The 20,848-nt window shown below is 33.7% G+C and carries 17 protein-coding genes; 6 read left to right on the top strand and 11 right to left on the bottom strand.

The window, feature by feature from the left end:
• Positions 1-150: 150 nt before the first annotated feature.
• Positions 151-1,491 carry an RIP metalloprotease RseP gene (rseP, locus tag EDM02_RS00985; RefSeq protein ID WP_123662368.1) on the bottom strand — a complete coding sequence of 447 codons (1,341 nt, stop codon included), beginning with the start codon at positions 1,489-1,491 and terminating at the stop codon, positions 151-153.
• Between the two features lie 417 nt (positions 1,492-1,908).
• Between rseP and EDM02_RS00980 the strand changes: the two genes are divergently transcribed.
• Positions 1,909-3,084, top strand: a complete 1,176-nt coding sequence (locus EDM02_RS00980) for a DEAD/DEAH box helicase (protein WP_123662366.1) — start codon at positions 1,909-1,911, stop codon at positions 3,082-3,084.
• Between the two features lie 520 nt (positions 3,085-3,604).
• Here the strand turns inward: EDM02_RS00980 and EDM02_RS00975 are convergent.
• The 3 genes from EDM02_RS00975 to EDM02_RS00965 all read right to left on the bottom strand — a co-directional run bounded on the left by EDM02_RS00975 (position 3,605) and on the right by EDM02_RS00965 (position 6,751).
• Positions 3,605-4,171: a hypothetical protein gene (locus EDM02_RS00975; protein ID WP_123662364.1), complete on the bottom strand. Its 567-nt coding sequence runs from the start codon at positions 4,169-4,171 to the stop codon at positions 3,605-3,607.
• Positions 4,172-4,677: 506 nt separating this feature from the next.
• Entirely contained in the window at positions 4,678-5,133 is a 456-nt protein-coding gene (locus EDM02_RS00970) for a hypothetical protein (RefSeq protein ID WP_123662361.1), read from the bottom strand.
• A gap of 349 nt (positions 5,134-5,482) precedes the next feature.
• Entirely contained in the window at positions 5,483-6,751 is a 1,269-nt protein-coding gene (locus EDM02_RS00965; protein ID WP_123662359.1) for a leucine-rich repeat domain-containing protein, read from the bottom strand.
• Positions 6,752-7,376: 625 nt separating this feature from the next.
• On the opposite strand from EDM02_RS00965, the gene EDM02_RS00960 reads away from it, so the two are divergent.
• The 3 genes from EDM02_RS00960 (at position 7,377) to EDM02_RS00950 (ending at position 10,038) form a co-directional block, all read left to right on the top strand.
• Positions 7,377-8,081 (top strand): hypothetical protein, encoded by a 705-nt coding sequence (locus EDM02_RS00960; protein WP_123662357.1) that lies wholly within the window; start codon positions 7,377-7,379, stop codon positions 8,079-8,081.
• A 26-nt stretch (positions 8,082-8,107) separates the two neighbouring features.
• A protein-coding gene (gene prfB / locus EDM02_RS00955; RefSeq protein ID WP_260214927.1) for a peptide chain release factor 2 occupies positions 8,108-9,182 on the top strand; the annotation gives its coding sequence in 2 pieces (ribosomal slippage) (positions 8,108-8,164 and positions 8,166-9,182; 1,074 coding nt in all).
• Positions 9,183-9,579: 397 nt separating this feature from the next.
• Positions 9,580-10,038 (top strand): Lrp/AsnC family transcriptional regulator, encoded by a 459-nt coding sequence (locus tag EDM02_RS00950; RefSeq protein WP_123662353.1) that lies wholly within the window; start codon positions 9,580-9,582, stop codon positions 10,036-10,038.
• 63 nt (positions 10,039-10,101) lie between these two features.
• On the opposite strand, the gene EDM02_RS00945 is transcribed toward EDM02_RS00950, so the two are convergent.
• The 4 genes from EDM02_RS00945 to EDM02_RS00930 form a co-directional block, all read right to left on the bottom strand.
• A complete protein-coding gene (locus tag EDM02_RS00945; RefSeq protein ID WP_123662351.1) occupies positions 10,102-11,223 on the bottom strand; it encodes a DNA polymerase III subunit in 1,122 nt (373 codons plus the stop codon).
• Positions 11,224-11,395: 172 nt separating this feature from the next.
• A complete protein-coding gene (locus EDM02_RS00940; RefSeq protein WP_123662349.1) occupies positions 11,396-11,677 on the bottom strand; it encodes a type B 50S ribosomal protein L31 in 282 nt (93 codons plus the stop codon).
• A 74-nt stretch (positions 11,678-11,751) separates the two neighbouring features.
• Positions 11,752-12,492: an adhesin gene (locus EDM02_RS00935; protein ID WP_123662347.1), complete on the bottom strand. Its 741-nt coding sequence runs from the start codon at positions 12,490-12,492 to the stop codon at positions 11,752-11,754.
• Positions 12,482-16,282, bottom strand: coding sequence for a baseplate J/gp47 family protein (locus tag EDM02_RS00930; protein ID WP_123662345.1), 3,801 nt, complete (start codon positions 16,280-16,282; stop codon positions 12,482-12,484). The genes EDM02_RS00935 and EDM02_RS00930 overlap by 11 nt, the downstream gene beginning before the upstream one ends.
• 127 nt (positions 16,283-16,409) lie before the next feature.
• On the opposite strand from EDM02_RS00930, the gene EDM02_RS00925 reads away from it, so the two are divergent.
• On the top strand, positions 16,410-17,045 hold the full coding sequence (locus tag EDM02_RS00925; RefSeq protein WP_123662343.1) for a hypothetical protein: 636 nt from the start codon (positions 16,410-16,412) through the stop codon (positions 17,043-17,045).
• 274 nt (positions 17,046-17,319) lie between these two features.
• Here EDM02_RS00925 and truB read toward each other — a convergent pair whose 3' ends face one another.
• The 3 genes from truB to EDM02_RS00910 all read right to left on the bottom strand — a co-directional run bounded on the left by truB (position 17,320) and on the right by EDM02_RS00910 (position 20,373).
• Positions 17,320-17,994, bottom strand: coding sequence for a tRNA pseudouridine(55) synthase TruB (gene truB / locus EDM02_RS00920; protein WP_123662341.1), 675 nt, complete (start codon positions 17,992-17,994; stop codon positions 17,320-17,322).
• A gap of 334 nt (positions 17,995-18,328) precedes the next feature.
• The gene (locus EDM02_RS00915; protein WP_123662339.1) at positions 18,329-19,072 is read right to left on the bottom strand and encodes a biotin--[acetyl-CoA-carboxylase] ligase; all 744 of its coding nucleotides are present in this window, start codon (positions 19,070-19,072) and stop codon (positions 18,329-18,331) included.
• 557 nt (positions 19,073-19,629) lie between these two features.
• The gene (locus EDM02_RS00910) at positions 19,630-20,373 is read right to left on the bottom strand and encodes a biotin--[acetyl-CoA-carboxylase] ligase (RefSeq protein WP_123662339.1); all 744 of its coding nucleotides are present in this window, start codon (positions 20,371-20,373) and stop codon (positions 19,630-19,632) included.
• Positions 20,374-20,633: 260 nt separating this feature from the next.
• Here EDM02_RS00910 and EDM02_RS05785 point away from each other — a divergent pair.
• Positions 20,634-20,848, top strand: a 215-nt coding sequence (locus EDM02_RS05785) for a hypothetical protein (RefSeq protein WP_221179583.1), incomplete at its 3' end; no start/stop codon positions are given.

Genomic DNA, 20,848 nt, shown 5'->3' with positions numbered 1-20,848 from the left:
TATGGCTGACACGCAGGTGAAGGGGGAACTTAATTTTTAATTTTTAATAAATTATTTCCTTGTTAAATAAAAAAATGTTATATTGTGTCCAGCGTTTTTATACGTTAAACTGAATTAAGATGCCAGGTTGCTCAGCTATCTTTACGATTTTTACGATTTGTAAGTAGCAAAATACATGAAAGCAGCCGTTAATAGTTTACGAATGTCATTACCAAATGCATATAGCATGATTAACAATAAAATAACCATTCCCCACTTCTGGGTGATTTTTAAAAATCTATCTGAAGGTTTTCTACCAGAAAGCATTTCATAGAGTATAAATAAGGCATGTCCTCCATCTAATACTGGCAAGGGTAACAAGTTGGTTAAGCCGATAACTATAGACAAAAGGGCCACAAGTTCTAAAAATCTATCCCAGATAAATTCATTTGAGAAAATTTGTACAATGCTAATCGGGCCTCCCAAAGATTTTGTGATACTAAGTTTACCCGTTAGCAGTTTCCAAATAGCTAAACATTGATTTTGTATAGTTGTAGTGGCTTTTTTTACACCAATAGGGATGGACTGTAGAAATGAATATTTTAATGCCTTATAGGCTGGCTGCGCTAATACAATTCCTAACCCTTGCTGCTCAATTTTAATGGTAGTGGCCATTTGTATACCGTTGCGCAAATAAACTATTTCGACTTCTTTTCCCAAACAGGTTTTAGCGACCGTAATCAATTGATCTATATGTAGTGTAGCTTTACCTGCTAGTGTAATAATCTGATCTTTTTCCATTAAACCTGCTAGATAAGCGTTGCTATTAGGTACAACGGTTCTAATAACACAAGGATAAATCGGTTGTATAAAAGGGGTTTTGTAGTTATCTGATAAGTATTCTATTATTTTTTCTGGAATGGATAAATTTAACTCCCTATCATCTCTAATGATGGTATAATAGCTTTTTTCGCGCAGTAAAAGGGTAGGGGACAAGGCATCATTAAAGTCTTCAAAATCTTTTCCATTAATTTTGATAATTTTATCTCCCTCTTTAAAGCCCATTTGCATACCAATGGTATTGGGTATAATTCCATATTTATTTACCTCATCTTTAGGTAAATAAGTAGATCCCCTCATATATACTAGTCCAATATATATCAGCGTACCACTAATCAGATTAAATACAATACCTCCTAATATAACCATTAGCCGTTGCCAAGCTGATTTGGAGCGAAATTCCCAGGGTTGTGGAGGGTTGGTTAGATGGTTGCTATCTAGTGATTCGTCTATCATACCTGCAATCTGTACAGCTCCACCCAAAGGAATCGACCCTAAAGCATATTCCGTTTCACCGAATTTTATTTTAAATATTTTAGGCGGAAAGCCAATCATATAGCTATTGACACGCATTCCAAATAGCTTGGCAAAGAGCAAATGCCCTAATTCATGTATACCAACAATGATGGATAATCCTGCCAAAAATTGAATGGTTTTAATAAGGAACGCCATAAGATTATATGTATGATAATAGGATTTAAAATTAGTCAATAAAGATAAGAAAAAAAACGGAAAATATACGTTTCCGTTCACGCCCCTGGCAAGGATATCATTACAAGTATGGATAAAATCATCCATTATTAAATATTAGCCATTTGCTATAATCTATAAAATATGGCTGACACGCAGGTGAAGGGGGAACTTAATTTTTAATTTTTAATAAATTATTTCCTTGTTAAATAAAAAAATGTTATATTGTGTCCAGCGTTTTTATACGTTAAACTGAATTAAGATGCCAGGTTGCTCAGCTATCTTTACGATTTTTACGATTTGTAAGTAGCAAAATACATGAAAGCAGCCATTGCATTTTAGAATCTTTTTGAGTGTGTAAAACACAATCAAGCACTTTTTAAATTTTAATATCATACTTTGAGTAATACTTTTCAAAAATATAATCTGCCATCAGCTCTATTGGGAGCGTTGGCACGCATGCAGTACGATGCGCCTACTGCTATTCAAGACCAAGTGATCCCAATAGCCTTAGCGGGCCAAGATATATTGGGTTCTTCTAAAACAGGCAGCGGAAAAACAGCTGCCTTTTCTATTCCGGTAATTGCACAACTTATGAGTAATCCTGAAGCGAGTGTATTGGTGTTAGCACCTACACGAGAGCTTGCAGAACAGGTAGCAGGTGTTATGACCACTATGGTTAGTGGCTGTAAGCATTTGCGTACGCTATTGTTAATAGGAGGTGAACCTATTGGTAAACAGTTAATGCGTTTGCGTTCACCGCATAACATTATTGTGGGTACACCTGGTCGTGTTGAGGACCATCTATGTAGAGGGTCCTTGCATTTACGTAATACTACTTTTTTAGTATTGGATGAGATTGACCGAATGTTAGACATGGGTTTTTCTATTCAAATAGACAAGATCATTAAACGGCTTCCAGTAGAACGGCAAACTTTAATGTTTTCTGCTACGTTAGATAGAAATATTGAGCGGCTAGCTGGATCCTATCTAAGGCGACCAGAACGAATTAATGTGGAAGTTGCTGATAATGAAGTGAAAAATATTCAAGAAGAATCGTTTTATGTTTCAGAATCAGGTAAGTTTCAAACTTTATTGGAACAGCTTAGCCAACGGGAGGGCTCTATTATTGTGTTTGTAAAAACTCAGATAAAAGCTGATAGTCTTAGCTATCAATTACAGAAGGAGCATTATAAAGTTCAGGCGATTCATGGGGGATTAAAGCAGCACCAACGAAAACGCGTAATAGAGGATTTTAGAAATAAACGTTATGCTATTATTGTGGCAACTGATGTAGCTGCAAGGGGATTGGATATTAATCATATTAAGCATGTAATTAATTACGATTTCCCACAAGCTGCAGAAGACTATACCCATAGGATTGGCAGAACTGGTAGAGCTGGCGCTAGTGGCTTTGCTTTTTCTATGATTTCTTCTCCTCAAGAAAAAAGACTTTGGCGTATTATTAATAATGAGCCAGTAGAAAGGGAGGGAAGTAGGTCATTTGGTCAAAATACAAGATTTAATCAATTTAAGCCACGTCCTTTTAATCCAAGACGTAGCTTTTCGAACTAAGGCATAGAAGCTATTTTCTTGTATATTTGCTTACGCAATATATCTTAAAAGCCAACACACATTAGGTTGTGGGGTTGGCTTTTTCTATATAGAATATGGCTGTATCCGTTCACTGGCGTGGCAGCCATATTGTATAGATTATTGATAATTTTATCCATTTTTTTTAAAAACTACTTCTTTTAAAGCTACTTTTTTTGCTTGATCAAAAAAAGTAGCCAAAAAAAATCAAGCGCTGGTGAACAAAGCTGTTGAAAATTTCAGGCTGAAAGCTGAAAATCAGAACTCGCCCAGGCTTGCAGCCTTGGGCTCAAACAGGCTGATTTTCCAATAGCTCTCAGCCTGAAATTTTCTAATCACAGCTTTGTTCAAGGCGCATTTTTTATAAACTTACATTATTGTGCATTTCTAAATACGAACGTGAAAAAAAATAAAAATACGCATAGGCCATACCACTGAACGGATACATATGGCTACCACGCCAGTGAACAAATACACAGATGCTGGTCTGTGGTCTAAATGATCAAGGATATGGTGGAGTAGTGTATAGACTATAAGGAGGAGGATGATCATAAGGAGGAGAATCGTAAGGTGCAGTAGGTAAAAGCTGAGGATAGAGGAGATTATTATTTGTACATTTCTCACTATTTGTTTGAGGTGTAGTAGGTGAAAATTGAGAATAGGGAAGATTATTTGTACATTTCTCACTATTTACTTGTTTTTTTTGAATTTGTTTGGTAATAAGTTTTATTTTAAATTCTTTCATTCTGATTTTTAGATCAAGCTTTTTTTTCTTACATTTTTTTAACTTTGTTAGTTCTGTAACCGTATCGATTGTTGCTCGTTTTTGGGTTAACGTTTCTTTTTTATTTTCTAATTTTTCCAGTTTTTGTTCCAAACAGAATAGAGTAGCTTCTTTATATTGTAGTGTTAATAATCGATATGTGATAGTTTTTAGTTTTTTTATTTTGTTTGTCCATAATTTTTTTAGCCCTTTCTTAAGTCCATTTCGTGTTACGTGATAATCTGTTGCGTTTTGGGTTGAATTATGGGTGAAATGATTATCCTCTTTGTCTTTACTAACATACATTGGGTTATATGGATGAAGATTAGCATTATACGAATCATAAAGAGGAGTAAGAGGAGGTGGTAGGGCATTTATNTTCTGATTTTATTACCAAATCTAACATGACCCATTTAAAGTATCTGCTTATCTATCCTCATCCTCTGGAAGCCAGTAGTTGTATTTTAAAGTGCCCTTGATCATTCTTTTTACATATTTTGATGCATTTAAGAATTTTACAAATTTAATTATTTCAACTGATAATAATATCAATATTTTTAATATAAAACCGAATTATGTAGAATGCATGTAGAAAGACTTTGTTTGAAGAAGATAAAGAATGATATTTTTGAATAGATGTTCGACAAATCAATCTTTTATTATTAGGCCAAGCTTTTTTAACATTGTATATTTTACAAATTGACTCATCAATTGTGCTAAGCTTTTTACCATAAATATTTTAATAACCTCAAATTTGTCTTTAGAAATTTTTTGAGTGATCTCTGATAATTATCAGATAGTTTATTCATAATTCAATATATTCTTAGCTCGATAACTTCTTTTTTGCATTTTTTTTTCTTTTCCTTTAGACTTACTTCGTTCTCATCTTCATTTGCTTCTTCAAGATCTGATTCGTTCTCATCTGCTTCTTCAAGATCTGCGTCGTTCTCATCTGTTTCTTCAAGATCTGTTTCGTTCTCATTTGTTTCTTCAAATTCGTCTTTATCTATTTTTTCCATTGATGCATCTGCAGTAATGGTAGCATAATCTGAAATATTTTCAGAATGGTCAGAAACCAGATTTCCTGGATTTTTTGGAATCAAGGATTGTTTTTCTTGCGGTATTATATGCTTAGATACTGTAGTTGACGCTGCTACCGTTGTAGAATCAGCTTCCCTGCGCTTGCAATGCAAGCCCATAAGATTTATATGCAATAACAGCAGCATAGTAATAGTATGCGATAAGCGTTTTAATAACCTATTTTGCATAAGTAAGTATGATTTTTTAGAACATTAACAATACACCTTTAAGGTAGGATACAAAAAAAATAAAAATGAAAGAAATTTTGTTAGGTTTATGTAAGTATTCATGTAATCTAAATTGTTAATACGGATATAATTCTATTTAACATAATATTAATTATATAACCGTATCCGTTCACTCAATGGCGTCAACTTAAGGTTTAGCTGTTATTGATAACCAAGTAGAATAGGAGTGTAGGCTAATCATGAATTGCCTTAAGTTGACGCCATTGTCCGTTCACTTGCGTGATAGCCATATTTTTAAAAAAGTTTTAAAAAAGTTAGGGTTTTAGCTATTTTAAAGCATTGTACATTGCTAAAAGCTAGTTACTACATAAACACTTTTATTCTGTAATTCTGCTATTTCATTTTTATTTATGAAGTTACCGCTTAGCTCAAGGTATCTTAGCTGCGTTAAGTTCTTTAACCCAGTAATATCTGTAAGTTGGTTATTATTTAAGTAGAGGTATTCTAACTGTATTAGGTTCTCTAATCCAGTGATATCAGTAAATTGGTTATGGTTTAGCCAAAGGCGTTCTAACTGCGTTAAGTTCTCTAATCCAGTAATATCTGTAAGTTGGTTATGGCTTAAATAGAGATATTCTAACTGCATTAGGTTCTCTAATCCAGTAATATCTGTAAGTTGGTTATAGTTTAGACAGAGTTCTTCTAACTGCGTTAACTTTTCTAATTCAGTAATAGCTGTAAGTTGGTTATGATTTAGCCAGAGTCGTTGTAGCTGCGTTAAATTTTCTAATCCAGTAATAGCTATAAGTTGGTTATTGCTTAGAGCGAGCCACACTAGCTGCGTTAAGTGCTCTAATCCAGTAATAATATCGGTAAGTTGGTTATAGCTTAAGTCGAGGTGTGCTAGCTGCGTTAAATTCTCTAATCCAGTAATAGCTGTAAGTTGGTTATTTGCTAGATCGAGTCGTTGTAGCTGCGTTAAGTTTTCTAATCCAGTAATATCTACAAGTTGGTTATTTGCTAGATTGAGTCGTTGTAGCTGCGTTAAGTTTTCTAATCCAGTAATATCTGTAAGTTGGTTATTTGCTAGATTGAGTCCTCTTAAATTATTTTTCGTAACGGTATCAAGTACCATGAAAAATCTATCTAACGTGTCATCATCAATATTAAGAGTAGACAAATCTAACGTATCGACATGACTATCATCTGTATTTAATAGTTGAAGTTGAAGTGACTGTAAAAATGGTCTATCTAAGCTCACCACCCATCTTATTAAGGAATGCATATAATCCCTATTCATAGGACCACGATAACAAAGATGTGTTATACTCAATTTTGCTGCTACATCGAGTCCTTCGTTAAAACTTTCATTGCTATTGCCATCAAGCAGATATGGATGTACTGCATTATATCTCGAATTTGCTACATATTTACTAACATCACGAAGTTGTCTATTGGCTACAGGTAATGACCTAGTAGGCAAGAATTTTAAAATATCTCCCCACATTTCATTTGGAAGACCGATAACACGTTGCTGTGTACCCTGACAGGAAACAAGTAGACTGCTACTGTATAGGAATAGGCGTAGTTTGCTATATACGTTGGAATACTTTTGCATAATATTAAAATATTAAATTTAAATATTTAATTATTATAGCTATATTAAGTTATTTATTGACTTACTAATTATTATTTGTAGTAAAATCGTCCAATATAGCCCAATGAGACTAAACAGGTAATGCAAATTTACTTAATACATTTATTTAATCCTAAAATATATATCCATATTCAACAATATCCGTCGGTATCCGTTCAATCGGTATCCGTTCAATGGTTTCTTTAAGGGATAATTTGTAAGAGTTTTTGGAATAGCACTTTTTCAAAGTTCTTTTGGATGGATCACTGTAACAAAGAGAAAATTTTTAAAAAAGTAAGGGTTTCAGCTGTTTTAAAGCATTGCACATTGCTAAAAGCTAGTTACTACGTAAACACTTTTATTCCGTAGTTCTACTATTTCATTTCTATTTATGAGGTTATCGCTTAGCTAAAGGTATCTTAGTTGTATTGCTTCAATAAGTTTTCCAGCTATAGCCTTGTTTAATCTAGTTTAGTATATTATATTTAGAATTAGGGTTAAATACTCAAAAATCAACTTTTTTAGAAATACAGGTTTATTGAAAATTTGACAGCATCTAACTATAAGTATACGAATCCCTTTGCTTTTGCTTAAAAGTATTATGATCATGCACAAAAGAAAAACAAAATTTTCCGTTTTTGTACTATTGTTTTTTGTTTATTCTGTTTCTAATGTCTTTGCCTTAGGGATAAATTTTATAGAAAGAGCTTCATTTAATGAAGATAAATCTGGTATATTTAGTATTAAGGTTGATTTGACTCAAACAGGTCGTTTGGTTTCAATAATCAAATATCTAAATAAAGATTATGGAGATATTGCTAAATTTATTGATCACGATCATTTGTGCGTTATCAAAGAAAGATTTAAAAAAATCCCTGATATCAATGAAGTACGTGTGAAGTATAATAAAGAGATGCTTACATTTACGATAAAATTTAAATTCAAAAATATCCAAGCGCTTAATAAAGCTATGCGAAAAATTAATAAGGGAATAGATCCTCCTAAAATTACCTATTTTAGCCTTAGTGATGAATTATTCGTCCGTGAAGATATAAATGGGATCGCAAAAAAATTGATTTTATACCAAAAGAATGATAATTGTTTGGTTAAAAGTTTAGATTTAGCCTCCTTTTTTAAGGGTACCACTTATACTACTGTCTATACTTTCCATAAAAAAATTGAGCGTTTTAGCCATCCGCTAGGTGAACTAACTACGAATAAAAAAACAATACAAATTAAGCATCATATATTCGCGGATAATGAAACAGAAGAATCTATAGGTAATCGTATTCATTTTGAAAAAATAACTTGAAAAACAACTTCTATATATAAAATTTTATGAAAACTAAATACGCTAGCTTAGCAGCAAAAATAGAAGTTTTAAAGGACTGCCTTTGACTATTCTAACAAAAAAAAACAGCTGCAGGTATTAAAAGAAGGAACTACAGCTCCTGCATTTTGGCTTGCGCCAGAAGAAGCTGAAAAAACCATTCAGCAAATCAAAACCTTAGAAGGAGCAGTTGATCAGCTTAATGCATTACAAGCTAAATGGGAAGAACTGCTTTTGCTAGAAGAGCTTTTTACACTAGATGCTGTAGATCAGAAAGAGTTAGATACTGCAGCGTTAGAAGTGTCTACGCTTTTAGAGGAAATTGAATTTAAAAAAATATTGGATGGAGAAGAGGATCATTTACATGCAGTTGTAGATATAAAACCAGGTGCAGGTGGCATAGAAAGTCAAGATTGGGCTGCTATGCTTGTACGCATGTATACCATGTGGGCAGGCAAGCAAGGTTATATGGTTAAAACGATTAACCATCAGGCAGGTGATAGTGCTGGGATAAAAGCAGTTACGTTTGAAATAATGGGACGTTATGCTTATGGATATATAAAAGCAGAAATTGGCATCCATCGATTGGTACGCCTCTCTCCTTTTGATGCGGCTGGTAAGCGCCATACTTCGTTTGCTTCTGTCTATGCAGCACCTGTTATAGATGACTCTATAAAAATCGAAATAAATCCTGTGGATCTAAACTGGGATACTTTTCGATCTGGTGGAGCCGGGGGGCAAAATGTAAATAAAGTAGAAACAGCTGTTCGTGTGAGGCATATACCATCTGGCATCGTAGTAGCATGTCAACAAGAACGCTCTCAATTACAAAATCGGGATAAAGCTTTGCAGTTGCTTAAATCTAAACTCTACCAGCAAGCATTAGAAAAAAAAAGAGCAAAACAACAACAAATAGAAAGTACTAAAAAAAAGATTAATTTTGGTTCTCAAATTAGAAGTTATATATTACACCCCTATAAAATAATTAAAGACAACCGAACAGGATATGAACGCAAAGATGTAGAAAATATTTTGGATGGGGACCTTAATGGGTTTATAAAAAGTTACTTGTTACAAAGTTAAACTATCTTTAGTTATGCGTATTTGTTTATGTTCGTACCTAGAAATATTGATGATTTTATCCATTTTTTTTAAAACTACTTCTTTTTTTACAGCTACTTTTTTTGCTTGATCAAAAAAAGTAGCCAAAAAAAATCAAGCGCTGGTGAACAAAGCTGTTGAAAAGTTCAGGCTGCAAGCTGAAAATCAGAACTCGCCCAGGCCTATAGCCTTGGGCTCAAACAAGCTGATTTTCTAATACCTTGCAGCCTTTCTTTTCTAGTCACAGCTTTGTTCAAGGCGCGTTTTTTATAAATTTACATTATTGCGCTATTTTTAAATACGAACATGAAAAAATACGCATAGGTCACATCACTGAACGGATACGTAGATTGTATAACGTTGTTTTCTACTCAAAAACATGGAATTAGATCAAATAGATAAAAATATTTTATATATTCTTCAACTGGATGCAAAAATTACGAACGCTGCACTAGCACAAAAAATTAACCTCTCCCCTGCGGCTACGCTTGAACGTGTAAAAAAATTAGAAAAGGCAGAAATTATCACAAATTATTATGCACAAATTGATTATGCAAAGATAGGCTTTTCTGTAATGGCTATTGTGGGTGTACGTCTCCTAAGAATGATAGCGGAAAATATAAAATTATTTACAACCACTATTGATAAAATCAATTCTATTACAAGCTGTTATCAAGTAATAGGCAGCTTTGACTTTATCTTAGTGGTACAGTCTAGGGATATATCCAGTCATCAAAATATGGTAATAGAAAAACTCTATGCGCTTGCGATTGTTGATGATGTAAAAACTTTATCTGTCACGAAACAATTCAAAAATAAACCGATACACTTAGTGTAAGATATTGATAATTAATCTAATCTGCTTAAAGAAATGTTTTTTTTGGCGTTGGCATCCAATAGGTTATTTATCAGGGGCTTTAAAAAATTTTACTATTTGAATAGAAATATTTGTATAAATCATTTTTGCATTGGCATTCCTTTCTAAATAATAATACGCCTTGGTAAATAAGGCTATCATTTCTTTTAGTTGAATAAATGTGATATTCAGCCCAAATTTTTTACTAAATGCTGCTTCAACTGCTGAGGTCGTTATCGAATGGTTTAATTTACCTAGTAAAATAACCCGAATGTGTTGTAATGCATAAGCAAAAAAATTTTTTTGCGCATCAGTAGATAGTTTGTGAAATGCTTCAGCCTCAAGTATTAGTTTTGTATAATTACCACTATAGCAATTACGCATCCAATTACTAAAACGCTCAAAATTATCTGTAACGGTTTGTTTTGCTAATTGAAAAGCTTTATGCATATTTCCTTCAGCTAAAAAAGCTATTTCTTTGGTTCTATGAATAGTGAGATTACTGTAACTATTACGTAACATCTGCTCAATAGCTACCTCTGAAAAAGGTGGGATATTATATGGTTGGCTACGAGATCTAATGGTGGGTAGTATTTTTTCATCATTGAAACTAACCAACAGAAAAATAGTATGTGCAGGTGGTTCTTCTAAAGTTTTAAGTAATATATTGGCTGCTGTATTATTAAGGTATTCTGGTAGCCATATCAACACAATTTTATATGGCCCAATAAAAGCTTTTAACCCAAGCCTCTGGATAATTTTATTAGCGTCTTTCTTAGTAATTTGGCATTGTTTGCTATCATAATCTATTGCATTAGTCCACTCCTCTAGGGTCAAAAAAGGATTTTGTTTAAGGCAGTTACGAAATAATTCTAAATCTTCTATTGGGTTTTCAAAAGCTGAATTATCCGATTTTCGTGGGAATACCAATTGAAAATCTGGATGCGTAAATTGTGCCATGCTCATGCAAGCAAAACAGTTTCCACAAGCATCATCTTCTTTACGAGCAGTACAATTTAAATAGGTAGCAAAAGCTAATGCGAGTGCAAGATTTGCGGAGCCAATGGGACCTACAAAAAGCTGTGCGTGGGCCACTTTGCCTGTGGTACCTGCTATTAATAATGCATTTTTAAAAATATCATGTTGTGGTATTTCTACAAATCGCATTTTAAATTATAGCTTTTAGCTTTAATCCTGTGGATAGAAGGTATCCGTTCAGTTGTGTGGCCCATTAGAAATAGTGCAATGAAGTAGTTTTTAAAAACGTGGTAGCCATATTTTATAGATTATTAATGATTTTATTCATTAAAAAAAACTACTTCTTTTAAGGATATAACTACTAACTACTACTATTCCCTGCTGGAGTAGTCATAGCCTCTTTCTTTTTATACTTTTGATTGAAACGTTCAATTCTACCTGCTGCATCTAAGAAAATTTTCTTACCTGTATAAAAAGGATGTGAAACAGAACTTACTTCAACCTTATACAAGGGATATGTTTTTTTATCTTCCCATTCAATTGTTTCTGAAGTACGTATGGTAGAACGGGTCAAAAATTTGGCACCACTAGAAGTGTCCAAAAAAATAACAGGCCTATATGCTGGATGAATCTCTTTTTTCATAATGAACTAATAATGAATTTGTAGCATTTTTTGTATAAAACGCTACTGCTAATCTAAGAAAATTTTCTATATGTTTACGCATGCTCCGGTAGCTGTTCTTCATCTTCCCACCATAAATTGGTCACATAATACTTAATCATGCTCTCCTCTCCATAATCCTGATTCGTTCTTATTTGCAAGGTATAATTAAACGTATCTCCTACCCAGCGCAGGTCAATTTTATTTCTAAAACTACCATAATAGGCCTTGGTTTTATGGATCGTATTGTTGGAACGGCCAAATGTGCTCAATGCTATAGCATGGGTCATAGCATATAAACCATGGCCCTGTTTACCAATCTTAGCTATTACTTCAAATGCATGACATGCATTTAATTCCGGAGTGATATTGTGCCAATGGCCATCACCAGCCACTTGGCCAGAAGTATACGTTCCTTGACGGCCATGCATACGTATGTTACCATTTACGGTAAGTTTTTCCGATGGATGGGTTGTACCCACGCCAATATAACCGTTGTTTTGAATAAAAAGTTTGCTTTCTCCCTGTTTATCACAAATATTAATTCCAAATGCTGGAACGTTTTTCGGATAGGGTTCAATGCTCCAAGTGGGCTTAAAGTCGTTTAAGTTATTGAAAAACGTTATGAATTTTGAGGAACTCCCTTTAGGGGATAAACTTAATCCATCATCTTGCGAAATAAGACCATCATCTTGCTTATGGAACATTGAATCTATCAAATCTTCAAAATCATTCTGAGTAGGAATAGCTCCTTTTTCAAAATTTTTTTTTAGTCCTTCTCTACTATTAATTGCCATGATCGGTTTTAAGGTGTTTTTGGGTTATTAAACAGTATTCTTCTAAACTTGGTATCAGTATATCTTCATCTATGCATTTTATAGGATCAGTTGCTGAAGTTGGATCTAATGGACCTATTATAAAATCTTCGCCAATAGCCATATCTCCTATGCTGCCATGACGTAATTTTATAGCAGCATCAAATTTATCCACAACGGATATTTTATGATTTTTTGCAGAAACCATAACAGACCAAGGATAACTGGCACACAGATAACTATTATAATTGGTTACCTTATCCAATTTTAAATTTGGAGCCTTGCCAAGGTATCTGAATATAGAAAAATTTCCTATACCTTCTATATAATAACGGCTGTTAATGAAGTCTATGACTTGAGAAGTAGGTATATCTCCACCTAACGCAATATCTGCTGATGCATTACATAACCATGGGGAAAGAAAATTACGTACATCCTGCTGTAGTACATTTAAGAACAATCCTTTTTCGTGCCCAGGCTTAAATTTTACTGTAACGTTAACTTTAACATCTTCGTAAACTGGATTAACTATTTCGCACTTTATAAATGGAGTACTTACGCTTTGAATATACGTTTTGATTTCAGCTAATAACTGTTTATTAACCGTAGGAAACCTATTGACAGCACCACGTCCTTCTTTAGCGATCACTACAATGGTTATATGGCCAGGATGCATCAGATTTGTGGTAGGACCTGTTGTATTTTTTACTGTATGGTTGATACACTTTACGCGAAAAATTTCTGGAAATTTTTCAAGAATGATTCGCTCATAATCCCACACCGATACAGCTCTGTTTTTATGTCTTAAGCGTTCACTAACGCGTCTATACAAGGCTTGATGATTTTCGAATGGTCTTCCACCAAAAGTTTTAAAAGGTTGTACCACTAGCTCAACGCCCTCTATGGGTTGTTGTAATTGTTGCATAGCCTTTTCCGGTAATACAGGAGAAGAAAACACCCCATTTCTATCCATAATTCTTGTTACAGCAACGGCTTGTATATAAACGCCAATGATAGGGGGTAATGCGTTTATTTCACCCCTAAATTGCACTTTAATCCAAGTTAACCCTGGCGCCATATAGGTGTTGTTTCCGGTAGCATGGTTAGAAAAATGAGGTAAATCAAAAATAATAATTCCTGATTTAGATAATCCATTTGTTCCGTCTACGATAATAGCCTCTTCAAGTGGTAACCAAATATTATCAAATAAGTAAAACCACTTTGGTGACGGGATTTCTTTATCTGTATTAAGGCTATTCTCTCCAATAGCTATATGCATAGACAAGCTACTGCTATTTAAGCTTTCTATTCCAAAAGCTATAAACGATACCTCTTCCTCTATCAATGGCAACAAGGTAACTGGGGAGGCTAAGCTACTTGGAAATAGCTTTAAATACCCAAAAGGAGAAATATGAAAAAAACCATTCAAATATTTTTCTTCCTCTTCTCCAGGACGTGTTGTTAACACAATAGATTCCTCTGCTTCGTAATCCACCGTAATGGATTTGATGCGAGGTGTATAGGGTTCATGTAATACTATTGCTGCTTCTTCTTTCTTTTTTTGGGCATTTTTAACCAGTATACTGCTTGCCAAATTGGGATAGATCGCATGGCCAAAAGCTTGTTCTGGCACACTTAATTGTAGTTTTAAAAAACCGGATATGGTATGGGGACCATAGACAGATACATCCAATGGGTCATTTGTCTTAGTGATTCCTAACGCAGCTATATCGATGTCACTAATGGTTCTAAACTGATCCAACCGTTCACTCCCATTATTGCTTTTTATAACTTGAAAAAGAGGTGTATATTGTCTGTTTTGCGCAGCAGATGGATTCCAGTGTTGATGATTTAGATAAGAAATATTTACCTTAAAATCATCGTTTTGTACCTTAGTAGGATAAGCATCATAATAACGCTTAAATCCTCCTGCTATGGTAGGAATACCTTCCCATTTAATATGTATTTTTAAGGAGGTAAGATTTTTAGAGAAAATTTCTCCACTTCCTATGTAAAAACTACTATCTATTTTAGCCAATGGACCAAAAGGTTCAAAAATTTGACTATTATCGATAAGGCCTAGTTGATTTTGAAGAATTAACCCACGGTAGTGCGCTACACTAACTTTTAGATCTATCCTTTCTAGTACTAAATCGTTTAGGAAGTACAAGCCCATAAGAGATGTCGCCCCTTCACGCATACCAATAGATATGGTAGGCATATCAGGATGTATGGTTCCCTCCTGCTGCCCAACCGGTAACTTATCCATTGCAGGGATTTCTAGATTCAAGGAAATAGTCATATGGAGAACATACACTTCATGAATAAATATCAGTGATACCGCTTCTTCTGGTATACTAAGCCACCCAGCTTTGGTTGTGATTTGTATATGTACCATGCTATTAAGCCTATCTGCCAACTGTTCTAAAAATGCTATAGAAGAAACTGTCTTATTGGGATTTTTATTAATCAATGCTTGAAAAGATTCAGCGGTCAGCTTCCATTTTATGTGAATGGTACGCATGCCTTCAGCAAGATGCAATAAAGGTGAGCTAACCATTGTAGCCAATGGTTGATGAGGTTGTTCTTGCTTAGCTGTATTATTTTCTAGCGTAGGGAATAATTGAAAAGGAAACTTTTTCAACATTTCGCTATTATAGGTAATGGTAGATAACTCAATCATTTTATAACCCTCTTTAGCAAATTTTTTATTAAACAATAAAGTGTTGATCTGGCTGATTTTAGCTGTATTAATAGTTATATTTCTATTCGTTTTAAATAAAATATCCTCCCCATTCACTGGATTTTTTGCAACCAATCGGCTTCCTTTCGGTACAAAAGCAAAAGCGTTATTTGGACTAAGTAAAAAATGGATATAAGCTTGATCAGGTATAGCAGGATTGTTATTGAATTTTAGTACATGCCTATAATAATGATCCAATGATCTTTGTGGTATATTATTCAGGTGGGCATCTGCATACTGTAAGAGCTGTAAAAAGGCTATCAAAAGTGCCATATGTGGTTCCTTATCCTGAGTAGTCAGGGTATCAAAATAATCCCGAGTAGATAGCTCCTTTAGTTGATAAATAGTATTAAAAATAGCATCAAAAAAATCAGCTATCATATCGATGGCTTGCTCATCATTTTGATCTGGTCCACTTACTTCATTATAAATAAGATCAGTTCTTAATTCCCATAAGGGTGCGTTATAGCATTTTTGCTCTAGGAAAGTACAAAATTCTACAAAAGATTGGGGATAATGGGATGTACGGCTCTGCTGTAGAATTTTATATATTTTACTGATATGCGTATTAATTTCTGCATGTATAATAGCATCTAATTTTGCTCGAATACTATCTTCATTAGATAGATTGTTATACCAATAATCTAATAATATGATTAATTCTTGCGCTATTACTAAGATATTTACCACATATTTATTTTCTGTAATCCCTGTACGGTTAAGCCGTAGTGTTAAAATCTCTCTATGAATGTTTTTTTTTAATGTATCAATATTGGTGTGTAGAATTAAGGAGCGTATAACGGTATTATCTTGCTCTAAAAATTTTCGCCATATGTTTGCATGTATTTTTTCATTATTGGTATCGTAATAGGCCAGCAGATCGGTATATAAATACATAAATCTAAGGTGATCACTAAATTGCCTGTCACTTATCAATAGATGGTTATCTATCAATTCAGGCAGAAGCCGTTCGGTATGGCAGGTACCTCCCCTAGTAAATAAAAATTTAAATTTTTTTTGAATATTCATATTATAACTATGATGTTTTTACAAAAATTAAGATATTAAAGAAAGAGAATGTAATCAAGCAAAAAATCTCTATAGTCTTAATCTAATCTAAAAACCATTTATAAACAAAGTGATTAAGCTTAAAATTATGCACACCTTACCATATATACTTAGTATTAGTATTAGTATGATTGTTTTTATGGCTACAAATTTAAATCTGCATAATGCCGTTGCATTTTTATTTAGAGAAAATATAGTTATTACAAGAACGGTTGATGACACCAACAAAATATGCAGCTATGGAGTAGCCCCAAATAAAATTTTTAATTGTAAATTAATCGAAATAGATAATATTCCTGAAAATGATACGCCATCAAATACATTAGATGAGATGCTAAAAAAGGATGCTAAAACAGGAGGTGTTATACAAAATGTATTAAGTGGTTTAGCCATTTGCTACCATGCGTTAGCTAATCTTCTGCTTTATCCCATCTTCTCTTTTTTATTGTTAGCATTATCATTAGGTGCCATTTTACTCGGCGGAATTTGGGTTAAAAAAATCAAAAATGAGCAATCCATTTCTGCAAGTTGGATTATATGTAATGGTCTTTATTTTCTTTTCTACTTAGACCTATTTTTAGTAGTCTTTCAGAAAAAGAAGGTCTTATGTTTATGCCTAGAGTTAGAAAAAGATTTTTTGTTGATTATAGTTTCTGCATTAATTGGTTACTTATCAGGGAAGTTTTTTTCTAATAAACTTTTTAAAGAAAAAGAATTGCCTTAGCATAAGCATATAAAGCTACTCGTATCTTTCTACTATGTTTTTATTATATGCTTAGGATATTTAATGAGGAACAATGAGAGACATATTTAGCACAGATTTTTATCTGTATATGGATAAAATCATCAATAATCTATAAAATATAGCTACCACGCAAGTGAACGGACAATGGCGTCAACTTAAGGTTTAGCTGTTATTGATAACCAAGTAGAATAGGAGGGTGTGCTAATCATAAATTCCCTTAAGTTGACGCCATTGTGTGAACGGATACGAAGATTTAGCTGCGAAATTTTGTTAATAACGTTTCTATAGTATAGGCTTGATCTAAACAATAGTTTCCTATTTGCGTGCGACACAAAGTATGTAAATACCCTCCGGTACCTAATTTTTGACCCAAATCATGGGCTAGGCTACGTACGTAGGTTCCTTTGCTACAGACTAATTCAAAAGAGATAAAAGGCAAGTTAATAGCTGTAAATACAAAAGAATGGATCACAATGGAACGAGGTTGTAAAATAGGTGTTTGACCTTGTCTGGCCATTGCATAAGCTCTTTTACCATCTATATGGACTGCTGAATAAATAGGAGGTGTTTGCATGATGTTGCCCACAAAGGTAGCAGCAGCTTCTTTTACCATTTCTGCATGGATATGATCGTAACTAGATACACTATTAAAAGGTGTTTCTAAGTCCATAGATGGGGTAGTTTTACCAAGCACGATTTGGCCTGTATAGACCTTTTTCAGTTCTTGCAGCTTACTGATTTGTTTGGTTTGGCGACCCGTACACAGCAACAGTAATCCTGTAGCTAGCGGATCTAACGTACCTGCATGGCCTATTTTTTTTATTTTTAAGGCACAGCGAATTTTTTTTACAACCTCAAAGGAAGTCCATCCCAACGGTTTATATACCATAAGAATAGATTCTATATCAGAAAAATTAGTTTGTGGCATATGTAAATTATATGAACAGTAAATTATATGAACAGATAATTACGTATAATTTTATTGCATGCATATTTGGTTTCTTTAGTAGTGTATTTTGCGCTATATAGGTATTTTTTAGGGTGGTATTTTATATAAACACAATTTCTTTAACATCATAGCTATATTTGCCGACATTTTTCCAAACCCCATCTATACGTTTCTCCATCTGTACTTCCGCCCACCTCATCTATCTCTATCACTCCAGCTCTNNNNAGATAATTACGTATAATTTTATTGCATGCATATTTGGTTTCTTTAGTAGTGTATTTTGCGCTATATAGGTATTTTTTAGGGTGGTATTTTATATAAACACAATTTCTTTAACATCATAGCTATATTTGCTGCCATTACGCTTTTCTATAACCAACTGTCCCCATCTATTTACTTCTACAATACGTCCCTCCATATATCCATTTATGGTTTTAAAAAAATGAAATCCTATTCTTCGGTAGAGTTTATGTAAATAACTTGTCCAAATCAAATCAACCATTCCACTTTGTAGTTGCCCATAATATCTACCTAGTGTATCTATAATTTGGGTTAAAAGAAGGGATCTGTCAAAAACAGCCCCTTTATGTAAAGCAAGAGAAGTCGCCTTTGGCCATTCAAAATGTAGCTGATTGACATTTAAACCAATACCAATTATAACCGTCTTGATTTTCTCCATATGTCCTATACTAGTTTCAATTAATACCCCTCCTAGTTTTTGGTCTAAATAATATATATCATTAGGCCATTTTATAGAGATTCCTTCTGGAAGTTTATGCAAAAGCACATCATAAATCGCTAGACTAGTAATAATGTTCAGCGAGAAAAAATGTTCTATTGCCAACCACCCAGGGTAGAGAATAAGTGAAAAAAGAAGATTTTGAGCATGTTGTGATGTCCAGGTTTTACCACGTTGTCCTTTTCCTCTGTACTGATAATCTGCAATAAAAACCGTTCCTTCTGCTACTCTCCTCTTCAGAAGATATGCTTGGGCTATATCATTAGTAGAAGAACAGCTATCATAATAAAATGAGGCTCTGTCAAATACAGTAGGCATATGGAATTTTTCTAATCACAGCTTTGTTCAAGGTGCGTTTTTTATGACTTGCATTATTGCACTATTTCTAATGGGTACGAACGTGAACGGATACACATAGGCCATGCGCCTGAAGGGATACATTTAGTTAATTTGACATCCGTTTGACTACAGTAACTATTATAAAAATAACTATTTTAAACATTAAAAAATATTGTATAACTTATCATAAAACCCGCATATAACGCAATATAAAAATTAAAAGTAAAAGTATAGGTTTAATGAAAAAATCAGTAAAGAACAAACAGCTTATCGTGAGTATATTAGGTATCACGCTCTTGATCTTGCTCTATCCTCTTCGGCAGATGCACGCCGTTGCATTAACCAAAAAAATCCGTTTGAAAAATCCTACCACAAAGGTATCTGTTAATTCGTGCCATCCCGGATTAGTGAATACCAATCTTTTTCAAGACCCTATCTCCCAAAAAGTCATCAATTACGTATAATTTTATTGCATGCATATTTGGTTTCTTTAGTAGTGTATTTTGCGCTATATAGGTATTTTTTAGGGTGGTATTTTATATAAACACAATTTCTTTAACATCATAGCTATATTTGCTGCCATTACGCTTTTCTATAACCAACTGTCCCCATCTATTTACTTCTACAATACGTCCCTCCATATATCCATTTATGGTTTTAAAAAAATGAAATCCTATTCTTCGGTAGAGTTTATGTAAATAACTTGTCCAAATCAAATCAACCATTCCACTTTGTAGTTGCCCATAATATCTACCTAGTGTATCTATAATTTGGGTTAAAAGAAGGGATCTGTCAAAAACAGCCCCTTTATGTAAAGCAAGAGAAGTCGCCTTTGGCCATTCAAAATGTAGCTGATTGACATTTAAACCAATACCAATTATAACCGTCTTGATTTTCTCCATATGTCCTATACTAGTTTCAATTAATACCCCTCCTAGTTTTTGGTCTAAATAATATATATCATTAGGCCATTTTATAGAGATTCCTTCTGGAAGTTTATGCAAAAGCACATCATAAATCGCTAGACTAGTAATAATGTTCAGCGAGAAAAAATGTTCTATTGCCAACCACCCAGGGTAGAGAATAAGTGAAAAAAGAAGATTTTGAGCATGTTGTGATGTCCAGGTTTTACCACGTTGTCCTTTTCCTCTGTACTGATAATCTGCAATAAAAACCGTTCCTTCTGCTACTCTCCTCTTCAGAAGATATGCTTGGGCTATATCATTAGTAGAAGAACAGCTATCATAATAAAATGAGGCTCTGTCAAATACAGTAGGCATATGGAATTTTTCTAATCACAGCTTTGTTCAAGGTGCGTTTTTTATGACTTGCATTATTGCACTATTTCTAATGGGTACGAACGTGAACGGATACACATAGGCCATGCGCCTGAAGGGATACATTTAGTTAATTTGACATCCGTTTGACTACAGTAACTATTATAAAAATAACTATTTTAAACATTAAAAAATATTGTATAACTTATCATAAAACCCGCATATAACGCAATATAAAAATTAAAAGTAAAAGTATAGGTTTAATGAAAAAATCAGTAAAGAACAAACAGCTTATCGTGAGTATATTAGGTATCACGCTCTTGATCTTGCTCTATCCTCTTCGGCAGATGCACGCCGTTGCATTAACCAAAAAAATCCGTTTGAAAAATCCTACCACAAAGGTATCTGTTAATTCGTGCCATCCCGGATTAGTGAATACCAATCTTTTTCAAGACCCTATCTCCCAAAAAGTCATCAA

The sequence above is a fragment of the Candidatus Cardinium hertigii genome, assembly GCF_003788695.1.
This window is presented reverse-complemented; position numbering and strand designations above follow the sequence as displayed.

What these genes read in the sequence shown, in the direction of transcription:
- EDM02_RS00950 (WP_123662353.1), top strand. Translation starts at nt 9,580, where the DNA reads ATGGAATTAGATCAAATAGATAAAAATATTTTATATATTCTTCAACTG.
- EDM02_RS00910 (WP_123662339.1), bottom strand. Translation starts at nt 20,373, where the DNA reads ATGCCTACTGTATTTGACAGAGCCTCATTTTATTATGATAGCTGTTCT.
- EDM02_RS00915 (WP_123662339.1), bottom strand. Translation starts at nt 19,072, where the DNA reads ATGCCTACTGTATTTGACAGAGCCTCATTTTATTATGATAGCTGTTCT.
- EDM02_RS00925 (WP_123662343.1), top strand. Translation starts at nt 16,410, where the DNA reads ATGCACACCTTACCATATATACTTAGTATTAGTATTAGTATGATTGTT.
- EDM02_RS00960 (WP_123662357.1), top strand. Translation starts at nt 7,377, where the DNA reads ATGCACAAAAGAAAAACAAAATTTTCCGTTTTTGTACTATTGTTTTTT.
- rseP (WP_123662368.1), bottom strand. Translation starts at nt 1,491, where the DNA reads ATGGCGTTCCTTATTAAAACCATTCAATTTTTGGCAGGATTATCCATC.
- truB (WP_123662341.1), bottom strand. Translation starts at nt 17,994, where the DNA reads ATGCCACAAACTAATTTTTCTGATATAGAATCTATTCTTATGGTATAT.
- EDM02_RS00965 (WP_123662359.1), bottom strand. Translation starts at nt 6,751, where the DNA reads ATGCAAAAGTATTCCAACGTATATAGCAAACTACGCCTATTCCTATAC.
- EDM02_RS00975 (WP_123662364.1), bottom strand. Translation starts at nt 4,171, where the DNA reads ATGTATGTTAGTAAAGACAAAGAGGATAATCATTTCACCCATAATTCA.
- EDM02_RS00935 (WP_123662347.1), bottom strand. Translation starts at nt 12,492, where the DNA reads ATGGCAATTAATAGTAGAGAAGGACTAAAAAAAAATTTTGAAAAAGGA.
- EDM02_RS00940 (WP_123662349.1), bottom strand. Translation starts at nt 11,677, where the DNA reads ATGAAAAAAGAGATTCATCCAGCATATAGGCCTGTTATTTTTTTGGAC.
- EDM02_RS00970 (WP_123662361.1), bottom strand. Translation starts at nt 5,133, where the DNA reads ATGCAAAATAGGTTATTAAAACGCTTATCGCATACTATTACTATGCTG.
- EDM02_RS00930 (WP_123662345.1), bottom strand. Translation starts at nt 16,282, where the DNA reads ATGAATATTCAAAAAAAATTTAAATTTTTATTTACTAGGGGAGGTACC.
- EDM02_RS00945 (WP_123662351.1), bottom strand. Translation starts at nt 11,223, where the DNA reads ATGCGATTTGTAGAAATACCACAACATGATATTTTTAAAAATGCATTA.